The following is a 22,279-nucleotide window of genomic DNA, read 5'->3' as shown; positions in this document are numbered from 1 at the left end:
CGCCGCAAGGCGGCAGCGCAAGCTGAGGGAGGGGAGGATGTCAATTAACAGGAGTGAACAAAATATGGCTAATAACACTACCCCTTCAACCATGAACGAACTTATCCGCCAAGTTCATTACATTCTGCAAGGTAAAGGCGGCGTCGGTAAATCGCTGATCGCGTCCGTTATCGCACAATATATCAAGGGCAAAACTCGCCCGTTGGTTGTATATGATACCGACCCGGTAAATGCCACTCTTGCCGGTTATAAGGCTCTGGATACTCAACGCCTTGAACTGATGCGCGACGGCTCGCTGGTAGAACGTAATTTCGACCGACTGATTGAACAAATCGTAGAACAAGATTCTGATTTCGTGGTCGATAACGGCGCGGCTTCGTTTATCCCGCTGTCTTACTATCTGGCAGAAAACGATGCAATTAACCTGATCGCCGAAAATGGCAAGCAGGTTTATATCCACACCGTTATTACTGGTGGGCAGGCGCTGCGCGATACTTTGGGCGGCTTTGCTTCGCTGTGCGAACAAATGCCGGGCGATGCGCGCTTGGTTGTTTGGCTGAATGAGTTCTTTGGCGACATTGAAGCCGATGGCAAAACTTTCGAGGAAATGAAAGTTTATCAAGCCAACAAAGACCGCGTGCATGGCATTGTCCGCATTGCTCGCCAGACTGGCAGCACTTACGGCGAAGACGTGAAACTTATGCTCGACAGTAAGTTGACATTTGACGAAATTCAGCAATCACCTGACTTCGGCCTTATGTCCAAGTCGCGCTTGAATAAAGTCAAGTCTTCGATCTTCCAGCAGCTCGACACGATCATCTAAGGGGGTCGTGATGATCGACTTTGACGACATACGAAAAGAGGTCGTCATACGCCACAACGTACTGCTTGGCAAGGATGACCCCATTCTTGTCACGGTCACGGTCAACGAGCTAGTGCTGGCCCGCTACCTCGATCTGATTTCCGATCAGTACGATGAAGCCAACCGCACGTTGACCGTGACGCTGCAACAGCAGGTCGAGCAGTCGAAGGAAACGGCCGGGAAGATCATCACCGACTCGGCCAACTACGTCAGCGACCAGTTGCGCCAGTCGGTTGCCGAGGTGGTCAAGGACGTAGGTAAAGACCTGCGCCGTCAGGTCGCAGAGGTGCAGGCCGCCAGCCGTGAGGCGGTGGCCAACGGCCGCGATGCGCAGGTGGCGAAGACAAGCGCGGTGGTGGCTGCCGTATTGTCCGGGGTGGCCGCACTGGTCGCCGTAGCCGCTCTGGTGGTGGTGTTACTGAAATGAGGCGGCCGGGCTTCGGCCCGGTGCCTCGACATTGAGGGAATAGGTATGGATGGCGGAATCAACCCGGCGCAGTACAGCCCGTGGGTGGTGATCCCCTTCGTTCTGGCATTGGCCGTCTGCGCTGGCTGGATCACGTGGGGCGCACTCCGCAATGGCGTGCTTCCTATTACCCCGGCAGTGTTGGCTATCGCGCTGATGGCTTCGGCCATGTGGGACAACTACACGCCCAAGCCGGACGAATGGGAGGCATTCAAGGCTGCGCACAACTGCAAGGTAGTGGGCAAAAGCGAAGGTCATAGCAACGGCGGCGTCGGCATCACTACACGCGGCAGCGTGGCGTTCATCGCAGGGGATCGGTCGCCCGATCAGACTGGCTACCTGTGCGACGACGGCGTGACGTACTGGAGAAATGAGAGGTAAAAATGAACCGGAAAGCATGTGGCAAAGCCATCAACGTGTTTTCGTCGGTCGGCGGACTGGTAGTCGCGTGGCAAGCGATCCGCTTTGCAATGGGTGACATTGGCAACGTGACGATACCTGTATTTGAGTGGTTAGCGAACACCACGCAGCCGCAGGGCAGCGTCACGCCTGCCGACGCGACAGGGCTGCTGTCGATGACAAATTTCATGCAAAGCATCATATGGTGGATTATGGGGTTCAGTGTTTGGCTGATCGCTGCCACCGTCGTGAGCGGGCTTGGTAATGTCGCAGCTCGAATAGCTACTGTAGGGTGGCAGCAGTACCTGACAGAGCAGCGCGAGGCCCACGAAGCGGCCCGGATCGCAGCAGAACGGCAGGCCCTCAAGGATCGCCGCCGCGAGCTGCGCCGGAAGGTTCTCGAAGCTCGGGAACCCCGTCGAGGATCGTCCGGCATCCTGCCATTCGTGCTCGGCGTGTTGTTTGGATCATTTTTTCTTTGACGCAACAACTACTTAGAGGGATCGCTTATGTTGGCTGCACTGTTTGAAATCCTGCTGTTCTTGATGATGGTTCCGGCCCTGATCGTGTTCGCGCTGTTCAAGATCGCCTCGGACATTGCCGACTACTTCGGGTTCTGGCTGTTCCCCGGCATCTTCGGCCTGTGGCTGGGCATCAACCTGTCGATGGTTGCGCCGTCTGATCCGAACGTGCCGTTTGAAAGCCTGATTGAAGTCATCGCGCACTCTCACATCGCCGGATTTGCCACCCCGCAAGTTCTGTTCGTGATCGGGGTTCTGTCGCTACTGGTGCCACCGGCCTGCTCGATGTTCAAGCTGATGTTCAGGGCTACGCGAGACGCCAAGTAATACAACCGGCCAGAAACAAACAAGCCCGCTCGATAGCGGGCTTTTTGTTGGGCACCAAAAGGGAAGGGTGGTCAGTGGGTCGCGGCCGCCGGTTGGATGGGCTGGATGGCCAGACGCAGGCCCATGACGCGCAGGATCGCGGTCAGGCTGCGCACCTCGGGGTTGCCCTTCTCCGACAGCGTGCGGTAGAGCTGCGACGGGTTCAGCTCGGCCGACTTGGCCACGCTGCGCACGCCGCCGAACGCCTCGGCCATCTGGCGCAGGGCAATCAACAGTTCGGCTTGCTCGCCGTCTTCAAGGATGCTGTTCAGCAGCTCGACCGCGTAGGCCGGATCGCTGCGGAAAACCTCGGCCATCGCCGCGTCGTGTGATCTGTCTTTCATCGTTCAATCTCCTGTTCGTTCCTGCCAGTCGCGCCAGTACGCGCAGGCGCGGTCAATGTCGCTGTTCTGCTTGCGCTTGTCGCCGCCGCAAAGCAGCAGTTGGTGCCAGATTTCACGTAGCAGCACCCTATGCAGTGCGACTCTACGCGATTAAATGCGATTCTGCGCGACGGTACGCGATCTAGGGTTACGGTATCGCGTGCAAGCGTTTCACCGCGTTGACGAAATCGAGGCGCAGCAAGTGCATGGCCAAATCAATCGCCCCGCCACCGCCACGGTCGGCCTGCACGTCGTACCACTTCGCCCCTGTGGCCAGCAGCTCGACCACGGCCCCCCCAAGCGAGACATGCACGCGCACTGTGTTTTTGTCCTTAACCGGCTGAAACGTGGCGTCACGCTTCCAGTACAAGCCCAACGCATCGAGCACGGCGAGCACCGGCACAATCCGCAAGTGGTTGATCCGGGCATCATCAAATCGCCTTGAGCGCATCGCTTACCACTCCCTATCGAACTGCACCGACGTTACCTGTCATCAGTGGCCAAAGCCTTCGCCCCCTGCTGGGGCTGCGCGGCCTAACGGCCTTGCGGGCTACTCGTGATATTTCATCACGGGGCTACTCCCGGCTGCGCCGATCAAAAGCACGGGGGCTTCGCCATTAGTAATACGCACGGACTTGTTACACCCCCACCCAAGGGCCTGTATCACCGCGAACGGGCCGCCGTCAAAAGCACGGGGGCTTCGCCATTAGTAATACGCACGGAGTTGTTACACTCGATTTGAGGGGCTTTTAAGTACCTCGATACCGTCATAGCTGAGACACCCATTTGCTTTGCGATGGCCCGTACGCTCAATCCTTCACGGCTGAGGGCCTGTGCCTGCGCCTGCTTGGCGTTGGCGGCCTCAAGGTACGTTTGACGGTCTACCGCCCCGGCAGCGCGTCTACGGTCTTCCTCGCGCTTCCTGTGGCGTTCTGCGGCCTCGGCCTGGCTGACGATGGTCTTTAGCTGCTTCTGTTCGTCTGCGGTGATCCTGAACAGGTTAATCAGGGTGTCGTTCTTCGGCGTGTACAGCGGCGAGTAGTCCTTGCCGCCAAAGCTGACTTTCTCCCCTGCTTCGTAGGCTTTGGCCTTGCTGAACAGCGTCATAAGCTCTTTCGAGCGGCTATTCCATTGCGGATCAAGTTCGCGGGCCAGCGCGGCCCCTTCGTGGTACATCTGCTTGCTGTTGGTCGCACCGGACAAAAGCAGGAAGTTCAACCGCCAAAATAGGTGTTGCATCCTGCTGCCTTCGCCGACGCCGCCGCGCAGCTCGGCCAGCTTGCGCAGGTCTTCGAGGCGATCCCACGCAAGCTGTCGGCCGGAGAATCCGCGCAGATGGTCGGCTTTGCCGCCGGGCACCAAAAGGAAAGGCTTTCTCGTTGCGCGCTGCTGGGCCTGTTTCTGTTGCTCCTGCCGTTGCTGCTCGATAGTCCATCGGGCTGTCGGTAGCAGGGACTCGGCCAGATACTCGAAGTTGTAGCGGATAGGCTGGCCATCGTGGCCGTTTTGAACGTGAACCACTCGGCAGACTTCGCCGCTCTTGCTGTTGACTGTCTCGACGGTGCGCAGCACGCGGCTGGCGTCCTTGGCCATCGGATCGGCCCCGACGTGCGCGAGGCGATCAACAAGGTAGCGTTGGCAGGCATTCCAGCGGGGCAGGGCTTGACGTGGAATCGTGCCCTCTAACAACCACTTGGCTTGTATTCCCCGGCCGCTGTAGATCAGCACTGACGGTGGCGGTACGCCTTCCTCGGCGCAGAAGTACAGGACGGACGCGGCCAGTTGGTCAGGTGAGCGACCGGCCAGCGCGGGCACGCGGTAGGTATCAAGGTCGGTGAACAGCAAGCCCAGCCGCGAGAGGTTCACGACGCGCCGGTTGGGCCGGATGAACTCGGCCTGTGACATCCAAGTGTCGCGGGTCTTGTCCACCAAACTAAGCACGGTGGCCATGTCCGTCAAACGGTGGGAGGACTGGCGCTTGTCGCCGCGAACGTCAACCAGAAGCGAGAAAACCCCGCTCCTGTTGCTGTCGTGGTACAAGTCCGCCTCGTCCTGAGAACTGAACAGCGCAAGTTGTGAACTTGCCATAAGCTCCTGCCTTTCGGGGGCACCACACGGGCGCGCCTCTTGTCAAAGGCAAAGCGAACTACTAGAATGAACCTGAATTTACCCCACCAAGGGCGTCTGTTCCGGTTCCCGTCGCCAAACGGTTCTGTAAGTCGCTCTGCTATTCGCCAAAGCCCCGTCGCCAAACGGGGCTTTGGCATTTCTGGTCAACTAACCGCCGATGCCAATCGGCCGTTGTCACGTTTTGCTCTTGCCAAGGTGCGAGGCACCCAGCCCTGAGCGTCGGTTTCCCACTGTAAAATGCCATGCTGCACAAGTACCGACCCGGCACCGTCCAGCGATGAAAAGTAGCGCGGGCCACCACGGTACTGCCCAAGAATGCGGTCTTTCTTAGCGATCCGCAGTACCACGACTAGCCCTTTGTCGGCCTTGCCGATGGTAGCCGCGTGAACGCCACCGGCGGCCAGCACTTCCTTGAACGATACCGGGTCGATGACAGCATCAGAATCAAACGTAATCATGCCTCACCCCCTTGAGACTGTCCAGCATGGTTGGATTTTGCGAAAGTCATTATTGCATAATAGCGCATTCGTCAAAAGCGTGGTGCTGGCACCTGTGCCACTATAGTAATACTCCCTTTTTGGTGCATTCCTTGAGGTAGGCCATAGACAAAAAGGCTCCGATTCGGGCAACCTTTTTGCTAACATACGGCAATTTCATGCGCGTGTTGTGTGCCGTTTAGGTCACTACAGCCCGCTTAATTCACCATAGAAAGGGGAGGTGCCGAGCCGAATGCCTAGACGACGCGACACCGATATAGAACAAGAAACCGACGATAAACCAGTAGCGCCGGAACGCCTGATTTTTGCCAAAAACTTCAGGAAGGCCCGTATCGCTGCGAAGCTAAGTCAACGAGACGTCAGGGATAAGACGGGATTTGCGCAGTCATGGGTAAGCGAAATCGAGACAGGGAAAATGGCTATCACCATCGACAACATGGCCAAACTTGCACACTGCGTCGATATGCCCCTGTGGCAGCTTTTAGTACCCTCGTAGCACCCTCCCGCGCTTCAACACCTTTCGTCCGGTTCTGCCAACTAGACCCCACAAACCCGTGGGGTCTTTTTGCTTTTGGATACATTCGGCCTTGTTCGAGTGATAGTGTTTAGACTATCATTGCGGTGTGAGGTCTGATCGGCCTTACGCTATCGTGACAACCGGTAAGGACGAAAGGAATGGACGAAAAATCTCCCGACCCGAGAACTTCTAATCTCGCCAACCAAAGGGCCGAGCACGACCGCCGCATTGTTGAAAAGCTGCGTCGTGAACTCGGGCCGCAGGTCTGTGAGCTGCTGGAAGACTCAAAAGTAATTGAAATCATGCTCAACCCGGACGGTTCGCTTTGGTGCGAATGGCTCGGGGCACCAATGGAGCGAATCGGGACGATGGCCAAGTCGCAGGCCGAGTCGCTGATGGGCACCGTGGCGTCGTCGCTGCGTACCAACATCACGGCGGCAAACCCGATTCTTGAGTGCGAGTTGCCGCTTGACGGTTCACGCTTCGAGGCGCTGATACCGCCAGTCGTCACCGGCCCGACCTTCACCATTCGTAAGAAGGCGAGCATCGTATTCACCCTGCCCAACTACGTCAGTTCGGGGATCATGACCGAGGCGCAGTGCGCCGCGATCAAGAAAGCCGTTCGTGAACGCCGCAACATCCTTGTTGTGGGTGGTACAGGAACCGGCAAAACCACGCTCACTAACGCCATCATCTTCGAGATTGATGCCGTCACCCCTGAGCACCGTATTGTCATCATCGAGGACACGCGCGAGCTGCAATGTAGCTCCCCGAACGTAGTCCCATTGCGGGCTGTCGATCACGTCGATATGACCCGCCTTCTGAAAGCAACCATGCGCCTGCGCCCTGACCGGATTCTGGTCGGCGAGGCCCGCGACGGCTCGGCGCTTGCGTTGCTCAAGGCATGGAACACTGGCCACCCCGGCGGGGCGGCCACTGTTCACGCAAACTCGGCGAATGCTGGCCTGATCCGTATGGAACAGCTTGTGGCGGAAGCCACGGCAGCGCCGATGCAAGCACTGATCGCTGAGGCCGTCGATTTAATCATTGCGATTGAAAAGACGGCCACGGGTCGGCGCATCAAGGAAGTCGTAACCGTTAGCGGACACGACGGCACCAACTACATCACCCAACCGATATAGGAAATCATCACATGACTACAAATGCCCTGTTCGCTTCGCCTGTGGCGTCGTCGGCTCCAACCTTCGCATCGAAGGCTCGGGCCGTACTGACAAGCCCTTACTTCTGGCTGATGGCCGCTCTGTGCGTGGCCCTTCTCTTTGGTGCCGAACCCGCGCACGCGGCAAACGCCACCGAGGGCGGCGGCTCGGGTCTGCCGTGGGAAGGCCCGATTGCCAAGCTCGTCCAGTCGATCAGCGGCCCCGTGGCCTTCGGTATTGCACTGCTCGGCATCATCGCGTGCGGCGCGACCCTGATTTGGGGCGGTGAAATCTCCGAGTTTACCCGCCGCATCATCTACGTGATCCTCGTTGTCTGCATCATCGTTTTCGCCAAAAACCTGCTTACCGGCACCATGTTCTCGGGCGCAGTAATCCCGGCTGACGCAGCAATCACCGCTGACGATCTGGCCAGCGCATCGAAAGCGCAGGCCGCCGCACTGCCGGGTGCAGGGGGTCGCTAATGCAAGTCGAGGAAGCGCGTAGATTGACGCCTTTCCACCGGGCACTGCACCGGCCGCAACAGGTATGGGGTGGCGAGCGCGAGCTAATGCTGTTCTCCATGCTTGTTGCGGGCGGCCTGATCGTGTCGGCCATGAACTGGCCCGCCACGATCCTCGGAACGTGCATCTGGTTGGTTTGCGTCTACGGCCTTCGCAAGATGGCGAAGGCTGACCCGAACATGAGCAAGGTCTACGTTCGCCAGCTCAAGTACGGGAACTATTACGGGCCGTTCTCACGGCCCCATCGTGTGGCCAAGTCGCCACGTATCTACTGATAAGGAGCGGACATGCTTGCGTTAGCACCCTTCCGTAGCAAAGCCGCTGGCTTGCCCGACCTGCTCAACTACGCCGCGCTGATTGATGAAGGCGTAGTGCTGGGCAAGGACGGCTCGCTGATGGCTGGTTTCTTCTTTCGTGGTGATGATGCAGCATCCGCCACCACGTCAGAACGCAACTACCTGACCGCCTTGGTCAATCAATATCTGGCGCGCTTCGGCTCTGGTTGGTCGGTTTGGACTGATGCGTCCCGGCTGGCATCGCCGGGCTATCCGGCCCCGGATGAATCTCATTTCCCTGAGCCGATCACGGCTCTGATTGACGCCGAACGGCGGTCAACTTTCGTCAAGGATCAATCGCTATTCGAGAGTGAATATGCGCTGATTCTGACCTACCTCCCGCCAAGTCGCCGCGACTCGAAATTGGCCGAAATGGTCTACGACGATGATGGCGTAGACGACAGCGACCCGGCCGACCGCCTGCTACTGGACTTCAAGAAAAAGCTCGATGACCTGCACGATGGTGTCGGCGATCTGCTGCATATGCGCCGTATGGCGACGATTACAGTGGGCGAGGGCGAAGACGCCTATCAGAGTGATGAACTGGTGAACTACCTGCATTACACGCTGACAGACGAACCTATCGCGCTGCGTATTCCTGACTGCCCGATGTATCTGGATGCGTGGCTTGGCTATCCCACGCTGTGGCCGGGCGACACGCCCAAGGTCGGCGACAAGTTTGTGTCGTGTGTGGCTATCGAAGGTTTCCCCGGAAACTCGTACCCCGGCATTCTCGACATGCTCGACAGTCTGCCGCTGTCCTATCGCTGGTCGTCGCGGTTTATCTTGGGGGCGTTTGCGGGAGGGGGCGAAATCCTACGTTAAGCCGAGAACGCGCTTACCGTAGTCCCTTAGTTCGCCATTCGGGCCGACATAGCGATAGAGAGTGACGCGCTCGATCCCAAGTTCCTTGCAAAGATCGGAAACGGAAGTGTCGCGCTGCGCCATGGCGGCCTGTGCGAGACGGACCTGTGCTTTGGTGAGGGCAAATTTTCGGCCCCCTTTGCGACCGCGCGCTCTTGCAGCAGCGAGACCGGCCATGGTGCGCTCGCGGATCAGGTCACGCTCGAACTCGGCCAAGGTTGCGAAAATGCCGAAGACCATGCGGCCGGATGCTGTTGTGGTGTCGATCTGAGCGCCCTTTCCGGTCAGCACCCGCAAACCGATATTGCGATCAGACAGATCCTTCACCGTGTTGACCAGATGGGCAAGAGACCGCCCGAGACGGTCAAGCTTCCAGACAACCAGCACATCGCCGTCACGCAATGCTTTGAGGCAGGCGGTCAGACCAGGGCGATCCTCACGGCTGCCGGAAGCGCGATCCTCATAGATCTTGTTTTGTTCGACGCCGGCAGCGCTCAAGGCATCGCGTTGCAGGTCGAGCGACTGAGACCCATCAGCTTTGGAAATGCGTCCATAGCCGATTAACATTTCCGCCATTCCATGACCATGGTGAATGGCGTCGTGAGATACCTTTGCACCCTGTCTTGTGGACCCCTAGATGGTCTCGGTTCATCGAAGAACGTCAGTTTCAAGCCTTCATCAAGCAATGCAGACATGTAAGTGCTCAAGGGGCGATGCCAGTTTCGCACTCGCAAGCCATCCCATTCGAACCACTCTGCCCGTTCACCAAAATAGTTTCCAAGAGGATGGTACGCACGACCGTCTTCGCCTTTGATCCACCCAATTGTGCCATTGGAAGTGCAGAAACTTGTCAGGTTTGCGATCAGAATTCTTCCGCCGGGCTTGAGAATGCGAGTGGCTTCTCGAACCGCCGTGTGTATGTCGTCAATGTCGATAAGGCTCAGGTAGAATACTGCGAGGTCGAACTCTTCATCATAGAAAGGCAATTTCTCGGCAAAAGCGTTGAGATATTTACCAGCTGGATCACGGTTTCGTGCTCTTTCAATAAACGGTTCGATTGGATCAATTCCGACAGCATCGATACCGATCTCCTTTGCCATACGGCAAAACCGTCCTTCGCCGCAGCCGATATCCAACATTTTTGCCGCGCCCGACAATTCGGCTCGTTCCAGCATCGGCTTGTCGAGGATGAACTCGCGCGCGAAATCGCCGGCATCTGGCATTCTGTCGATCCACGCTTGAGAAGAGCTAAGCCAACCGTTCTCATCCGGGTCACGTTGGTTCATTGCCTGTTATTCCCTGTTACACAAACGGTGGTTTGAGGCGGTGCGTTTGCCACAAATGATTTGATCGCTGGAAATGTATCTCAACCAGCTTCATAAACAAAGCGTCTTGAACATCCTCGAATTTTGATAAAGGAACATGGATGCCGCGTCGCGTCACTCTCACTGATCGGCAAAGGGACGCGCTGCTGCGTCTGCCAATCTCGCAGGTGGATTTACTCAAGCATTATACGTTGAGTGATGAAGACCTCGGCCACATCAAGCTTCGCCGCCGTCCACACAACAGGTTCGGCTTCGCCCTGCAATTATGCGTCCTGCGCTATCCCGGTCGGGTGCTGGCACCCGGCGAACTGATTCCAGCAGAGGTCGTCGAATTTATCGGCGCACAACTCGGCTTGCATGCCGAGGATCTGGTTGACTATGCCGCCCGTGAGGAGACGCGACATGAGCATCTGGCGGAGTTGCGGGCGCTCTACGGATTCCGCACATTCTCTGGACGTGGTGCGCGCGAATTGAAGGACTGGCTGTTCCGGGAAGCCGAGATAGCGGTGTCGAACGAGGATATTGCCCGTCGCTTTGTGGCTGAATGCCGTCGCACCCGCACGGTTCTTCCCGCGACATCCACGATCGAGCGCCTCTGCGCCACGGCTCTGGTCGATGCCGAGCGGCAAATCGAGGCGCGGATTGCCGATCGGTTGTCCATGCCTATCCGGGAACAGTTACTGGCATTGCTAGAGGAGACGGCTGACGATCGGGTGACCCGTTTCGTATGGCTGCGTCAGTTCGAGCTCGGCTCGAACTCGTCGTCGGCCAACCGGCTGCTCGACCGGCTCGAGTATCTGCAACGTGTCGATCTTCCCGAGGATATGCTTGCTGGTGTTCCTGCTCATCGGGTGACGCGTTTGCGCAGGCAGGGCGAACGGTATTACGCCGACGGCATGCGTGATCTCCCGGAAGACAGGCGGCTTGCGATTCTGGCGGTGTGCGCGTCTGAATGGCAGGCGATGCTTGCTGATGCCGTGGTCGAAACCCACGACCGGATCGTCGGCCGTCTCTACCGGGCGTCGGAGCGCATTTGCCAAGCGAAGGTCGCTGACGAGGCGAACGCGGTGCGCGACACCCTGAAATCCTTCGCTGCAATTGGAGGGGCCCTGGTCGATGCACGAGATGACGGCCAGTCGCTGAACGACGTTATCGCGAGCGGATCAGGGTGGGATGGATTTAAAACTCTTGTCGCGATGGCTGCCAGGCTAACCGCCACCATGACTGCCGATCCGCTCAATCATGTGCTCGACGGCTATCACCGTTTCCGCCGGTACGCTCCTCGCATGTTGCGCTTGCTCGATTTGCGGGCTGCGCCAGTCGCGCTGCCGCTTCTAGAAGCGGTGACGGCCCTGCGTACTAGTTTGAACGATCCCGCGCTGACCTGCTTCCTGCGACCGAGCTCCAAATGGCATCGCCATCTTCGTGCCCAGACGGCTGGTGATAGTCGCCTCTGGGAGATCGCGGTGCTGTTCCATTTGCGCGATGCGTTCCGCTCCGGGGACGTTTGGCTTGCCAAGTCCCGGCGCTATGGCGATCTGAAACACGCACTTGTTCCGGCGCAAGCCGTGGCGGAAAGCGGCCGTCTCGCCGTACCATTGCGGCCGGAGGAATGGCTGGCAGACCGGCACGCTCGCCTCGACATGCGGTTGCGCGAGCTTGGCCGTGCGGCACGCTCGGGCACGATTCCCGGCGGGTCGCTCGAAAACGGCGTCCTGCATATTGAGAAGCTCGAAGCCGCCGCGCCGACAGGCGCCGAAGATCTAGTGCTTGATCTCTACAAGCAGATCCCGCCCACGCGCATCACCGATCTCTTGTTGGAAGCGGATGCAGCGACTGGCTTCACGGAAGCGTTCACGCATCTGCGCACCGGAGCGCCTTGCGCTGACCGGATCGGGCTGATGAACGTCATCCTTGCGGAGGGGGTCAATCTCGGCCTGCGCAAGATGGCCGACGCGACGAACACCCACACTTTCTGGGAGTTGATCCGCATAGGGCGATGGTATGTCGAAGGCGAAGCCTACGACCGGGCGCTGGCCAAGGTTGTCGAAGCGCAAGCGGCGTTACCCATGGCCCGGTTTTGGGGCATGGGTACGTCGGCTTCGAGCGATGGTCAGTTCTTTGTCACCACAGAGCAAGGTGAGGCCATGAATATGGTCAACGCTAAATATGGCAATACCCCGGGCCTGAAAGCCTACAGTCATGTCTCGGATCAGTATGCGCCGTTCGCAACCCAGGTGATTCCTGCAACGGCGAGCGAAGCTCCATACATCCTCGATGGTCTGCTTATGAACGATGCCGGTCGCAATATCCGCGAGCATTTCACCGACACGGGTGGCTTTACCGATCACGTATTTGCCGCATGTGCCATTCTCGGCTACCGCTTCGCCCCGCGGATTCGCGATCTTCCGTCCAAGCGGCTATATGCATTCAATCCTTCGTCCGCGCCGACGCATTTGAAGACCTTGATTGGCGGAAAGATCAATCAGGCCATAATCGAGCGGAATTGGCCTGATATCTTGCGCATCGCCGCTACGATTGCCGCTGGAAGCATCGCGCCCAGCCAAATCTTGCGTAAGCTCGCTTCCTATCCGCGGCAGAACGAACTGGCCACGGCCTTGCGCGAGGTCGGCCGCATCGAACGCACCCTGTTCATGATCGACTGGATTCTGGATGCCGATCTGCAACGCCGCGCCCAGATAGGGCTCAACAAGGGCGAGGCACATCACGCGCTGAAGCGGGCCATCAGCTTCCATCGCCGGGGCGAAATCCGCGATCGTTCCGCCGAAGGCCAGCACTACCGAATCGCTGGCATGAACCTGCTCGCGGCAATTATCATCTTCTGGAACACCATGAAGCTGGGTGAAGTCGTCGCTAACCAGAAACGCGATGGAAAACTGATATCGCCCGATGTTCTGGCTCACGTCTCACCTCTCGGATGGGAGCACATCAATCTCACCGGAGAATATCGCTGGCCAAAGTCTTAGCGTAGGATTCCGCCCCCTCCTGCAAACGACCCCAGTATGCCGCGAGCCGTGGATATGAACTCGATGTCGCCAGAACACTGGTTTGTAGTGGCTTAATGAATCCGGACACTCCATAGAGGCGCTATAGTAGCGCCATGAATGAGGTGTCTATTTTGAATCAACGTCGAGCGTTTACCCCGGAGTTCAAGCTTGAAGCCGTGAACTTGGTACTAAACAAAGGCTATTCCGTTACAGAAGCCTGTGATGCATTGGATATTGGGCCCACAGCGATGCGTCGCTGGATTGACCAGTACAAGAAGGAAAAGCTGGGAATCATCTCCGAGGGACGCAAAGCGCTAACGCCGGAGCAAAGGCAGATCCAAGAGCTTCAGAAGCGCGTTGATCGTCTTGAGCTGGAGAAAGACATCCTAAAAAAGGCTACCGCGCTCTTGATGACGGACGAGTTCAAGCTCAAGCGCTGATTGGTTCGTTCAAACACCGTTTGCCGGTTCGTGCGCTTTGCAGCCTGTTCGGCTTACCTGCTTCCACGTATTACGAACAGGAACAAAGAAAAGATCTAATCGATGTTGAAAGGATTCACCTGCGCGCAACGGTGGCAGCACTGTTCAATGCCAGCAACCAATCGGCGGGCAGCCGAACGGTTGTTTTTCAATTGGCACTAATGGGCCTGATGGTGGGCCGTTATAAAGTCTCTCGACTCATGGAAGAGGCCGGGCTGGCCAGCAAACAGCCAGGCCGCCATAACTACAAAGCGGCGGGCGCTGCACATCCGATGGTTGAAAACCATCTGCAGCGTGAGTTTAACGTTCAGACTCCCAACCAGGTCTGGTGCGGTGATATCACCTATGTGTGGGTGGGTAAGCAGTGGGCTTACTTGGCGGTCGTCATTGACTTGTATGCCCGACGGGTAATCGGTTGGGCCACATCGCAGTCGCCTGATAGCGCGCTGACAATCAAAGCACTGAACATGGCTTATAACCTGCGAGGCCAGCCCAAAGGCGTGATGTTCCACTCCGACCAAGGTTGCCAGTACAGCAGCCTGGCTTATCAGCAGCAGCTATGGCGCAAACGAATGGTTCAGAGCATGAGCCGCCGAGGGAACTGTTGGGATAACGCCCCAATGGAGCGGGTGTTCCGCAGCTTTAAAAGCGAATGGATGCCTAAGCAGGGTTACCGCGACCTGTATGAAGCAACGAGAGACATAGGCCGCTATCTGATGAGCTACTACAACAGGCAGCGTCCGCACAGCTACAACGCCGGCCTGCCACCGGAGCTAGCTGAAAAAAGACTTAACAAACTGTCCGGAATTAGTTGACCACTACACTACTCTCTTGGAAGTCTCCAAAGACCTTCGAAAGATGGGACTTGGCGTGCTGGGTACTGGCGCAGGTAGTGTATTGCTGTCAGGAAGCGGTTTGACCGCCTTTTTTCTGACCCTTTTGCTACTAGGTGCAGGTGCGTTAATCTGGGTAGTGGCTATCGTTCTCGATGCCGCTGCCCGTCATGCAGATGAGGTTGCCAACAAGGAGTCCTAACATGGCGCTCTATGTGACAATATCCCTATTCACTTTGCTGTTTTGCAGCATTGGGCTTTACGGGATTTTCATTGCTCACCGAATCATTGCAAACAGCGACAAGCACAAGTGAAACCCCTTGCCATACCGGCTTGGGGTTTTTCACTTTTTGGAAAGCATTGACTCTGACTCTATCTCATTAATCAACAAATAGATGAAACCTTTACCCCGATTTTTCCTACCTCCGCAGCCGTTGACTGACGCCTAAGTGTTGTAGCGTATCCGATAACCAGTCTCAGGAGCCTTTTTATGCCGGATGCGCCGTTTCGATACCGTCCTTATCCCTACTCACCCCTGTCTGCCTCCATCGAGGCGCTAGAAAGCACCATCCAGCGCCACCGCCATCACATTTCACGCTATAGACGCGACAACGAAAGGCGAGTTCAAGAGTGCGCGGCGCTGGAAGCCGAGCACCTGACGATCCAGGCTGTGTTGGCAGCGATGGATGCTGCGCCGCTGTCAGGAAATCAGCACTGCCATGCGACGCCAACCCGTCCAATCCCCACACAGTATTAAGAGGCCAATCCATGTCAATACGCCTGGTCATTGCTGAAAAACCCAACGTCGCCAGAGCTATAGCAGAAGCCTTGTCGTCTGGACGCCCCACGCGGAATGCGGACGGTATTTTCGAGGTCGATGAAAACCGAATCGTGGCATGTGCGGGTCATATCCTTGAGCAGTACGATCCTCAAGACTATGACGAGCGCTATAAACGCTGGTCGATAGACGACCTGCCGATTCATCCTGATCCCTGGAAGCTGAAATCGCCCAACGATGCAGGCAAAAAGAAGATGCTGGCGCAGATCAAGAAGGGGATGCAGGGGGCAGGCGAAGTCTGTAATGCCGGAGATTTGGACGCCGAAGGGAACATGTTGGTTGATGAGGTGATCGAGTACCTGGGCTGGCAGGGGCCGGTGAGCCGTGTGCTGATCGCGGATTTGAACCCGTCACCCATTCGCAAAGCCTTTCAGAACCTCAAGCCCAACGCGAACTTTGCCCATCTGACACGCCGAGCCACTACACGCTCCAGGGCGGACTGGCTGCTGGGTATGAACTGTAGCCGCCTGTACAGCAAGTTGGCGGATCAGGCGGGTGTTAAGGCCACACTATCTGTCGGGCGTGTGCAAAGTGCCGTATTAGGACTGGTGGCCCAGCGTGATCTCGACATCCAGCATTTTACCCCGCACAACTACTACGATGTAGAGCTGGCTGTTCGTCATGGTAACGGGGCGTTTATAGCCAAGTGGCACCCCCGAGACGGACAGCCAGGGTTGGACGAGGCCGGTCGGCTGGTTGACCCTGATGTATTGGCGCAACTGGAAAGCCAGGTGCCAGGAGCCGTTTCCATTTTGGCCTCGCAAACCGAGCGCAAAAAACAGCGTGCGCCGCTGCCGTACTCATTAAGCGACTTGCAGAAGGCCGCCAACCAGCAACTTGGCTTGGATATGCAAGCAGTATTGGACATCGCGCAAAAACTCTATGAAAAGGATCGGTTGTTGACGTACCCCCGCACCGACACGGGCTATCTTCCGAACGATCAGCATGGTGCCGCCAGTGCGACACTGGAAGCGATTGGCGCTAACCTGGACACGTTGACGGAGGCGACCCAGAAAGCCGATCCAGGTATCATGTCCCGCGCTTTTAACGACAAGAAGGTGACAGCGCACCACGGTATCATCCCGACAGAAAAGGTGTCTGCCGCCGATGTGGCCAACCTGACAGCGCAGGAGCGGTCTATTTACGAGATGGTTTGTCGGCGTTATATCGCCCAGTTCATGCCTGACGCGCTCTACGATGCGACTCAGATCGAAGTGGGATTACCAGATGCCTCTGGGGAGCGTTTTGTTGCCCGTGGCAAGGTCTGGATCGAACAGGGCTGGCGCGAAGTGGTGTATGCGGGGGTAACGGAAACAAAAGACGACGACGATGCCGGTGCCGAGGGTGACAAAGATCAATCTTTGCCCGCCACGCAGACAGGGGATGTGGCCGAAGGCACGTCGATTCTTGGCGAAAAGAAGGTCACAAAGCCACCAAAACCGTACACTGATAGCACCTTGATTACGGCGATGACGAATATACACCGTTTCGTCAAAAACCCTGAAACAAAGAAGAATTTACGCGAAAATGATGGCATTGGCACCGAAGCAACGCGAGCCGGTATCGTCAAAAAGCTGGTCGAGCAACACAAACACTTAAAGCGTGAAAAGAAAACCATCCGCGTGACGCCCAGCGGGCTGTTTCACTACCGTTTGATGCCGCCTGAACTGAGCACACCGGATATGGCCGGTATCTTTGAGGCGGCGCTTCGCAATGTGGAAGATGGTAGCCTGTCCATGGACGCTTTTCTGGCGCAAATGGACGCGTTTATTCGCTCGCAGCTCGCGCCTGACGCGCAAACACGATGGCTGAAGCAAGCCAGGGAACTGGCCCCCAAGGAAAAGGCGTCTGAGTATTCATGTCGACATTGTGGGAACGCGCTATACCAACGTACAGCCACGACCAAGCAGAAAAAGCAGCTGACTTTCTATGTATGCCTGGAACCCGAATGTGGGTGTCACTTCAGGACGGAAAACGGGCAACCCACGACCTGTTTCAAGGGGCCGTTAAAATCGCATGACGATGCCGAACTACAGCGCCAGCGCGAGAATGCTTTGGCCAACGCGCCCCAATGCCCAGAGTGTCATAATCCACTTCAGCGCTTCAAACAGAAGGGCAAAGACAACTATTTCTGGCGCTGTCAGGACTACCAGGGGCAAGCATCCTGTGACTCGCTATTCGGTGATCAGGACGGCGCGCCTGGGTCAGCGTTCGTGATTCGGGGAGAAAAAGTCGAGCGACAACCTGACGGCCCGCTTTGTCCTGTCTGCCATGAGCACCACACCTTCAAGGGAAAAACGAAGAAAGATCAGCATCCTATATTGGTCTGCCGTCAATGCGATTCGATATGTTATGCCGACACCGATGGCTCACCAGGGCGCGTTTTCAGGGAACGCGGCGAATGGGCGAAAAGTCCCTTAACAGGGCCAGCCTGTCCGGTCTGTGGTGCCGAGAAAACCGCGAGCCTCTTGTCCAAGAAAAAGAAGCCGCTTTGGGCGTGCGATGCCTGCGATTCGATGGGAATGCGTGATGACCAGGATCAGGCCAAGCCTGCCTTCAAGGTACGCGGTGAGATGCCGAGCAAGCCATCGGTATCAGGAAAAACGGATGCAAGCAAAGGGCAGAAAGGCACGTCGGCTGACGCCAATCGTGTGCGCCTTGATGATCCTGACGATCCCGAAGAACCTATAACACGCGGATTTTATTCTTAATCATTTCGCAATCGAGCCTCGGTTTTGATATTACCTGCTTCTCGGGTAGGTGTTACCCGTCACAGTGTTGAGCCAGATACCTGGGGAGCAGCTTTACGTCCAAACGTGCCATCCTGAAGGGGCATTCACCGCAAACTTTCTCAGAATTCGCGTATGGGGATCGGTGATAACCTTTTTTTCATCCTTAAATAGTTGATATTAAACAAATTATATTATTTTTTTGACTTTGCGACTGATTTTTCTACTTTTATAAAGCATTGATTTTTATATCTTTATCAAGAGGCATAAAAGCAATGAGCGTAAAACAGGCAAAACTGTTTAGCTTTCCAAGCCTCCGGTGACATAGCCAAACGCCAATCGCCGGTAACATGGTTGTCAGCAATCAGATGATGATTTGCTGCATGGTTGATCCTCGATTCCTTTGGTGCTTTTTCAGCATCCTGGTGCCTCCCATAGCACATCGCCCGCACACCCTCCAGCGGGCGTTTTTTTATGCGCATTGCCTAAGCCCGTTTTCTAAATCGAATCTCTACAGCAAAATCGTCGCCAGGTTTCAGGGGCCGGTTGACCTGAGCTGATCTTATAACTACCTTTAAGTGACATTAAATATAGTTATAGAATGGCATGAACAAAGGGGTTCCAGCGTGCTGACAAGATTAGCCACCGCTGTTTTAAACTTGAGCCTCAATGATGATTACGGCCTTTACTGATACCGTGTATAAGGTATCCGTTGTATTTTGGAGAAAATCGCTATGCACCAGGACAAATCGCTCGTGGGTGTGAGCCAGTCAAACGCGCTGGCCGGTGTGTTACCTGCATCAGCCTCAACCGGCTTGATGGATTATGAAACACCGCCTGTTCGGGTGCGGCATGATCTGAGCCAGCCGTTTCCCCGTGGTCTGAATCCTGCCCACCGGCATTTGCGCAACCAGGAATCCGCCGCGAGCGCATCTTCAAAGCGGAGTCTCATTAACGAAATTGCCACCAAGGCACTCGGGGCTCCCCAGCCGCCAAAACTGGCAGCACCCAATGGTGACGGTCGTGCGCTTCACCCTAATCAAGCCTTTGCTTATGACTATGTGGACTGGGCTACGCTGACGCCGGATGTGGTCAGCGAGATACTGGCCAGCTATCGTGACGCGGGCATGTCGCCAGCCAAACGCAATGCCGTGCGCTCTGTCATACGGGGCATTGCGACAGAAGCCTGGATGCTCGATCAGATCAGTCATGCCACCCTGGATCGCATCAAGCAGGTCAAATCCGCCCGCTATTCACACGCCAAACGAGCGGGAACCGCCCATAGCGCCCAGACCATACGAGCCTTGCTCGATTTATGTGATGAGAAACCGACGGCGCGTGATTTTCGAGATGGCCTGATGATTGCGATGATGGCGGCGGTAGGTTTGCGGCGTGCGGAAACGGTCAGTATCCAGCTCAAGGACATCGACTTTGCGACAAACGAGATCACGGTTGAGGGTAAAGGCCAAAAGCAGCGCACACTGACATTGCCGGATTGTGTGGCCTGGCGACTCAATGAGTATCTGGATCAGTACCGTGGGCGTGACGCGGGCTATCTGTTCAATCCTATTTGGGTGAAACAGAAAGCACCGGCCAAAGAGTATCTGAAAACACCGTTAAGCCTGTGCAGCGTCAATAATCGTCTGGAGCGCTTACGCAAGATGTTACCGGATAACTTGCAGCTGGCTCCCCACGATCTAAGGCGCACCTGTGCAACAGACCTGCGTGAAGCCGGTATGTCGATGCGGGAAATTCAGGTAGTGTTGGGTCATGCGTCGGTGGTGACAACCGAGCGGTATGTTCTCGACGAAACCAAAGATCATCGGGAAAAAGCCGCTCGGTTGCAGTCAGGTCGGTTTGGTTATAAGTTCTGACACCCACCTTAATACAATATTTTGTAAGAAAGTTGGGCGTTATCAGGAGCAATTTGATTACCGGCAGTGTCTTCCCCAACCACTGTCTCCCCTGGCGTCCCTTGACCCAGTGCATACTCCCCACTACTGTCGACGCGGATGTTACTCGGAGGCTCCGGCGCATTGATACCAGGCGGCACAAGATAGGTTGCCGTTGCACCTCCTGACGCCTCAAGGTTTAACACCTCGCCGCTGGTGACGAGTTCATTCAAAATGATGCTGATTGCCTGCGGCAACCGTTGCGCTGCCCAGGCTCACGCCCTCACGCTCGACGGTAATCGTTTCGCCTTCGCGCCCGCGTCCGGTCAAAACACTGCCATCAGAATTAACTGAAATGTCCCCTATATAAGAATCCTGAAATGTCCCCTATATAAGAATCGGGTGGGTTCAAGCCTGTAACGGTTGCTCCCAGTTTCACGATACCAAGCAACCTGTAGGCACCATCGGCCCGCAAGCACGGTTTTCTAGGCAGTTTTGGCGCTGGGAAATCTTGGTCGACTTGCTATACTGATATAGGTAAACGAACTTTCAGCGGAGAGGCGCTATGCCAAACGACATTCATGAGACGCTGGATAAGGATCATCGACGCTTCCGGTTGATTCACGACGCGAGCGAATGCTTTGGTCGATTGGTAAAAACGGTCGATGACATCTGTTTGCAGTATGAGAAGGAAAAGCCTCACGCCTGGGCGATGAGTGCGGCCCATGCAGACAGCGATTGGCTACGACGTGTTTTGATGGACATGTGGCACGAAGCCGGAACCTCCGGCGTTGTCACCTCCAAGCATTCAGGCGTGATTGCGGCATCGCCTGAACTGAGGCAGCGGTTTGATACGCTGAATGAGCAAAAGCAAGCGTTCAAGGCCATTGCCGATGAGATAAAGCAGACAAAACCCGTCTATACATCGCAATCGCAACTCAAGGAAGAAATAGGCATCCAGTATCAGCACTTGCGCCAGCACTTGAATACCGCTGGGTTGGCCAGACTAAGCCTGAAGAAGACCGTGCGAACGGTGTACGTTCTTGAGCATCCGATCCGCCATATCGGTATTGGCTGGCAGACATCAGGCCGGTCAATTGTCAAAATCAGCATGGCGGAGGCAGAAAAGCGCCTGATCAAGCTCGGGGCTGACAAGCCGCATATTGAGATTCAATTGAAAAAGCTGGCCAGCTTGCCGCCTGGTGAGCCGCTGGCGCTGGTGCATAAACAAAGCCCACAGCTGCGTGCGAACGTGCATTTTGCTGAGATAGATGATGTCCCGCCGCCTCGTTCGCTGGCTTTCAACTCTTCATTGCCGATTATTGTTGCGCCAGACCCTCGCACCGGCCTTCTGCCTTCGCTGCGGACACCGCCTTCTGAGCCCGCCAATCATCAGCGCGAACGTCGAAAGGATGCCAGGGTCGATTTTGAGCCGTTTCTGCCGTCCATCAGTGTGCATCGCTATTCTTCGGAAAGATCAACGTCAGCCGCCTGAGTCTCTTTGTACAGCGGCAGGCCGCTTCCCTCTTGTGTTAGCGTCTGCTGTGCAACTGATCCTGGACAGGAATACAGTTTGCTTTGGTCGGCCTGAACATCGCACCGTCCCAGTAATGAGGCTGTTCCGGTGCTTTGTAGCGCTCGTCGTTGGGGATCAACCGATATTCGATACAGCTGCCCTCGGTACTGCCGACAGGCTGCCAAACACCCGTTTCCTTTCCTCGATGGATGGCCTTGGTTGGCGCACCATCCGGCCAGTGATCCGGCACTCTGAACATGTCAGCCACTTCTTCTTTGGAGCCGGACGGCATTCCCATGAAGGAATGGCTTTCAGGTTCAAGCGCCTGCTGGCTCGCACACCCTGACAATGCAATTCCGGCGGCCAGCACAAACGCCACATCAAACTTGCCTCTCGATTCCAAAACGTTACCCTCCTTGATCGGTTCGGCCATGATGGACAATGGCCGCCAGGAAATCTTGTTGGTCGGGTGTGCAGCACTGAAAACCCTTGAAATGGCCGCGCTCATGTATCAACTCATCAAAGCGCCTGTCGCTGTCACGGTAATACACACGCCGCGATGCAAGTCCTCCGATGTCTCGTTCCAGCTGGGCCTTGACATCCTCCCCTCCCTCAGCTTGCGCTGCCGCCTTGCGGCG

26 protein-coding genes are annotated in these 22,279 nt (G+C 56.3%); 17 read left to right on the top strand and 9 right to left on the bottom strand.

The window, feature by feature from the left end:
• From INT19_RS00150 to INT19_RS00130, 5 genes are all read left to right on the top strand, one after another.
• Positions 1 to 823 (top strand): nucleotide-binding protein (locus INT19_RS00150; protein WP_319022167.1); only part of this gene is annotated, 823 nt, incomplete at its 5' end.
• Between the two features lie 10 nt (positions 824 to 833).
• The gene (locus tag INT19_RS00145; protein ID WP_193059254.1) at positions 834 to 1,289 is read left to right on the top strand and encodes a conjugal transfer protein TraM; all 456 of its coding nucleotides are present in this window, start codon (positions 834 to 836) and stop codon (positions 1,287 to 1,289) included.
• A gap of 45 nt (positions 1,290 to 1,334) precedes the next feature.
• On the top strand, positions 1,335 to 1,709 hold the full coding sequence (locus tag INT19_RS00140; protein WP_192539790.1) for a hypothetical protein: 375 nt from the start codon (positions 1,335 to 1,337) through the stop codon (positions 1,707 to 1,709).
• A gap of 2 nt (positions 1,710 to 1,711) precedes the next feature.
• On the top strand, positions 1,712 to 2,209 hold the full coding sequence (locus INT19_RS00135) for a hypothetical protein (protein WP_192539791.1): 498 nt from the start codon (positions 1,712 to 1,714) through the stop codon (positions 2,207 to 2,209).
• A gap of 27 nt (positions 2,210 to 2,236) precedes the next feature.
• On the top strand, positions 2,237 to 2,575 hold the full coding sequence (locus INT19_RS00130; RefSeq protein WP_020309013.1) for a hypothetical protein: 339 nt from the start codon (positions 2,237 to 2,239) through the stop codon (positions 2,573 to 2,575).
• 71 nt (positions 2,576 to 2,646) lie between these two features.
• Here INT19_RS00130 and INT19_RS00125 read toward each other — a convergent pair whose 3' ends face one another.
• From INT19_RS00125 to parC, 4 genes are all read right to left on the bottom strand, one after another.
• Positions 2,647 to 2,958 carry a helix-turn-helix domain-containing transcriptional regulator gene (locus INT19_RS00125; RefSeq protein ID WP_192539792.1) on the bottom strand — a complete coding sequence of 104 codons (312 nt, stop codon included), beginning with the start codon at positions 2,956 to 2,958 and terminating at the stop codon, positions 2,647 to 2,649.
• Between the two features lie 187 nt (positions 2,959 to 3,145).
• Positions 3,146 to 3,448 carry a hypothetical protein gene (locus INT19_RS00120; RefSeq protein ID WP_192539793.1) on the bottom strand — a complete coding sequence of 101 codons (303 nt, stop codon included), beginning with the start codon at positions 3,446 to 3,448 and terminating at the stop codon, positions 3,146 to 3,148.
• 212 nt (positions 3,449 to 3,660) lie between these two features.
• Entirely contained in the window at positions 3,661 to 5,085 is a 1,425-nt protein-coding gene (locus INT19_RS00115; RefSeq protein WP_193059253.1) for a helix-turn-helix domain-containing protein, read from the bottom strand.
• A gap of 185 nt (positions 5,086 to 5,270) precedes the next feature.
• Positions 5,271 to 5,585 carry a ParC family partition-associated protein gene (gene parC / locus INT19_RS00110; RefSeq protein WP_193054621.1) on the bottom strand — a complete coding sequence of 105 codons (315 nt, stop codon included), beginning with the start codon at positions 5,583 to 5,585 and terminating at the stop codon, positions 5,271 to 5,273.
• A gap of 271 nt (positions 5,586 to 5,856) precedes the next feature.
• On the opposite strand from parC, the gene INT19_RS00105 reads away from it, so the two are divergent.
• The 5 genes from INT19_RS00105 (at position 5,857) to INT19_RS00085 (ending at position 8,982) form a co-directional block, all read left to right on the top strand.
• Positions 5,857 to 6,120, top strand: coding sequence for a helix-turn-helix domain-containing protein (locus INT19_RS00105; RefSeq protein WP_193054620.1), 264 nt, complete (start codon positions 5,857 to 5,859; stop codon positions 6,118 to 6,120).
• Positions 6,121 to 6,299: 179 nt separating this feature from the next.
• Positions 6,300 to 7,283 (top strand): P-type conjugative transfer ATPase TrbB, encoded by a 984-nt coding sequence (gene trbB / locus INT19_RS00100; protein WP_193054619.1) that lies wholly within the window; start codon positions 6,300 to 6,302, stop codon positions 7,281 to 7,283.
• Between the two features lie 11 nt (positions 7,284 to 7,294).
• Positions 7,295 to 7,783, top strand: coding sequence for a TrbC/VirB2 family protein (locus tag INT19_RS00095; protein ID WP_193054618.1), 489 nt, complete (start codon positions 7,295 to 7,297; stop codon positions 7,781 to 7,783).
• Complete coding sequence (locus INT19_RS00090) at positions 7,783 to 8,097, top strand: conjugal transfer protein TrbD (protein ID WP_193054617.1); 315 nt, start codon at positions 7,783 to 7,785, stop codon at positions 8,095 to 8,097. Before INT19_RS00095 ends, INT19_RS00090 begins: the two co-directional genes overlap by 1 nt.
• Positions 8,098 to 8,109: 12 nt before the next feature.
• Complete coding sequence (locus tag INT19_RS00085; RefSeq protein ID WP_226912214.1) at positions 8,110 to 8,982, top strand: hypothetical protein; 873 nt, start codon at positions 8,110 to 8,112, stop codon at positions 8,980 to 8,982.
• Here the strand turns inward: INT19_RS00085 and INT19_RS00080 are convergent.
• A complete protein-coding gene (locus INT19_RS00080; RefSeq protein WP_024899851.1) occupies positions 8,974 to 9,588 on the bottom strand; it encodes a recombinase family protein in 615 nt (204 codons plus the stop codon). The genes INT19_RS00085 and INT19_RS00080 overlap by 9 nt on opposite strands.
• A complete protein-coding gene (locus tag INT19_RS00075; RefSeq protein ID WP_024899850.1) occupies positions 9,582 to 10,307 on the bottom strand; it encodes a class I SAM-dependent methyltransferase in 726 nt (241 codons plus the stop codon). The genes INT19_RS00080 and INT19_RS00075 overlap by 7 nt, the downstream gene beginning before the upstream one ends.
• Positions 10,308 to 10,447: 140 nt before the next feature.
• Here INT19_RS00075 and INT19_RS00070 point away from each other — a divergent pair, with 140 nt between their 5' ends.
• The 6 genes from INT19_RS00070 to INT19_RS00045 all read left to right on the top strand — a co-directional run bounded on the left by INT19_RS00070 (position 10,448) and on the right by INT19_RS00045 (position 20,107).
• Complete coding sequence (locus INT19_RS00070) at positions 10,448 to 13,333, top strand: Tn3 family transposase (protein WP_140023314.1); 2,886 nt, start codon at positions 10,448 to 10,450, stop codon at positions 13,331 to 13,333.
• Positions 13,334 to 13,482: 149 nt separating this feature from the next.
• Positions 13,483 to 14,648, top strand: a protein-coding gene (locus tag INT19_RS00065) for an IS3 family transposase (protein WP_193054623.1) whose coding sequence is annotated in 2 segments (ribosomal slippage) — positions 13,483 to 13,741 and positions 13,741 to 14,648 — 1,167 coding nt in all. Because the reading frame shifts where the segments join, the coding sequence is not laid out codon by codon here.
• Positions 14,649 to 14,691: 43 nt separating this feature from the next.
• Entirely contained in the window at positions 14,692 to 14,868 is a 177-nt protein-coding gene (locus INT19_RS00060) for a hypothetical protein (protein WP_193059252.1), read from the top strand.
• 288 nt (positions 14,869 to 15,156) lie between these two features.
• On the top strand, positions 15,157 to 15,423 hold the full coding sequence (locus INT19_RS00055; protein ID WP_193059251.1) for a hypothetical protein: 267 nt from the start codon (positions 15,157 to 15,159) through the stop codon (positions 15,421 to 15,423).
• 11 nt (positions 15,424 to 15,434) lie between these two features.
• Positions 15,435 to 18,215 carry a DNA topoisomerase 3 gene (locus tag INT19_RS00050; RefSeq protein ID WP_193059250.1) on the top strand — a complete coding sequence of 927 codons (2,781 nt, stop codon included), beginning with the start codon at positions 15,435 to 15,437 and terminating at the stop codon, positions 18,213 to 18,215.
• A 752-nt stretch (positions 18,216 to 18,967) separates the two neighbouring features.
• A complete protein-coding gene (locus tag INT19_RS00045; protein ID WP_192539777.1) occupies positions 18,968 to 20,107 on the top strand; it encodes a tyrosine-type recombinase/integrase in 1,140 nt (379 codons plus the stop codon).
• Between the two features lie 8 nt (positions 20,108 to 20,115).
• Here INT19_RS00045 and INT19_RS00040 read toward each other — a convergent pair whose 3' ends face one another.
• The gene (locus INT19_RS00040) at positions 20,116 to 20,358 is read right to left on the bottom strand and encodes a hypothetical protein (RefSeq protein WP_193059249.1); all 243 of its coding nucleotides are present in this window, start codon (positions 20,356 to 20,358) and stop codon (positions 20,116 to 20,118) included.
• 332 nt (positions 20,359 to 20,690) lie between these two features.
• Between INT19_RS00040 and INT19_RS00035 the strand changes: the two genes are divergently transcribed.
• Entirely contained in the window at positions 20,691 to 21,620 is a 930-nt protein-coding gene (locus INT19_RS00035; protein ID WP_192539778.1) for a hypothetical protein, read from the top strand.
• Positions 21,621 to 21,657: 37 nt separating this feature from the next.
• Here INT19_RS00035 and INT19_RS00030 read toward each other — a convergent pair whose 3' ends face one another.
• Positions 21,658 to 22,074 carry a hypothetical protein gene (locus tag INT19_RS00030; RefSeq protein WP_193054203.1) on the bottom strand — a complete coding sequence of 139 codons (417 nt, stop codon included), beginning with the start codon at positions 22,072 to 22,074 and terminating at the stop codon, positions 21,658 to 21,660.
• Positions 22,049 to 22,279, bottom strand: a 231-nt coding sequence (locus INT19_RS19300; protein ID WP_446719020.1) for a hypothetical protein, incomplete at its 5' end; no start/stop codon positions are given. The genes INT19_RS00030 and INT19_RS19300, both read right to left, overlap by 26 nt.

The sequence above is a fragment of the Halomonas sp. 3A7M genome, from assembly GCF_014897875.1.
Lineage (GTDB): Bacteria > Pseudomonadota > Gammaproteobacteria > Pseudomonadales > Halomonadaceae > Vreelandella.
This window is presented reverse-complemented; position numbering and strand designations above follow the sequence as displayed.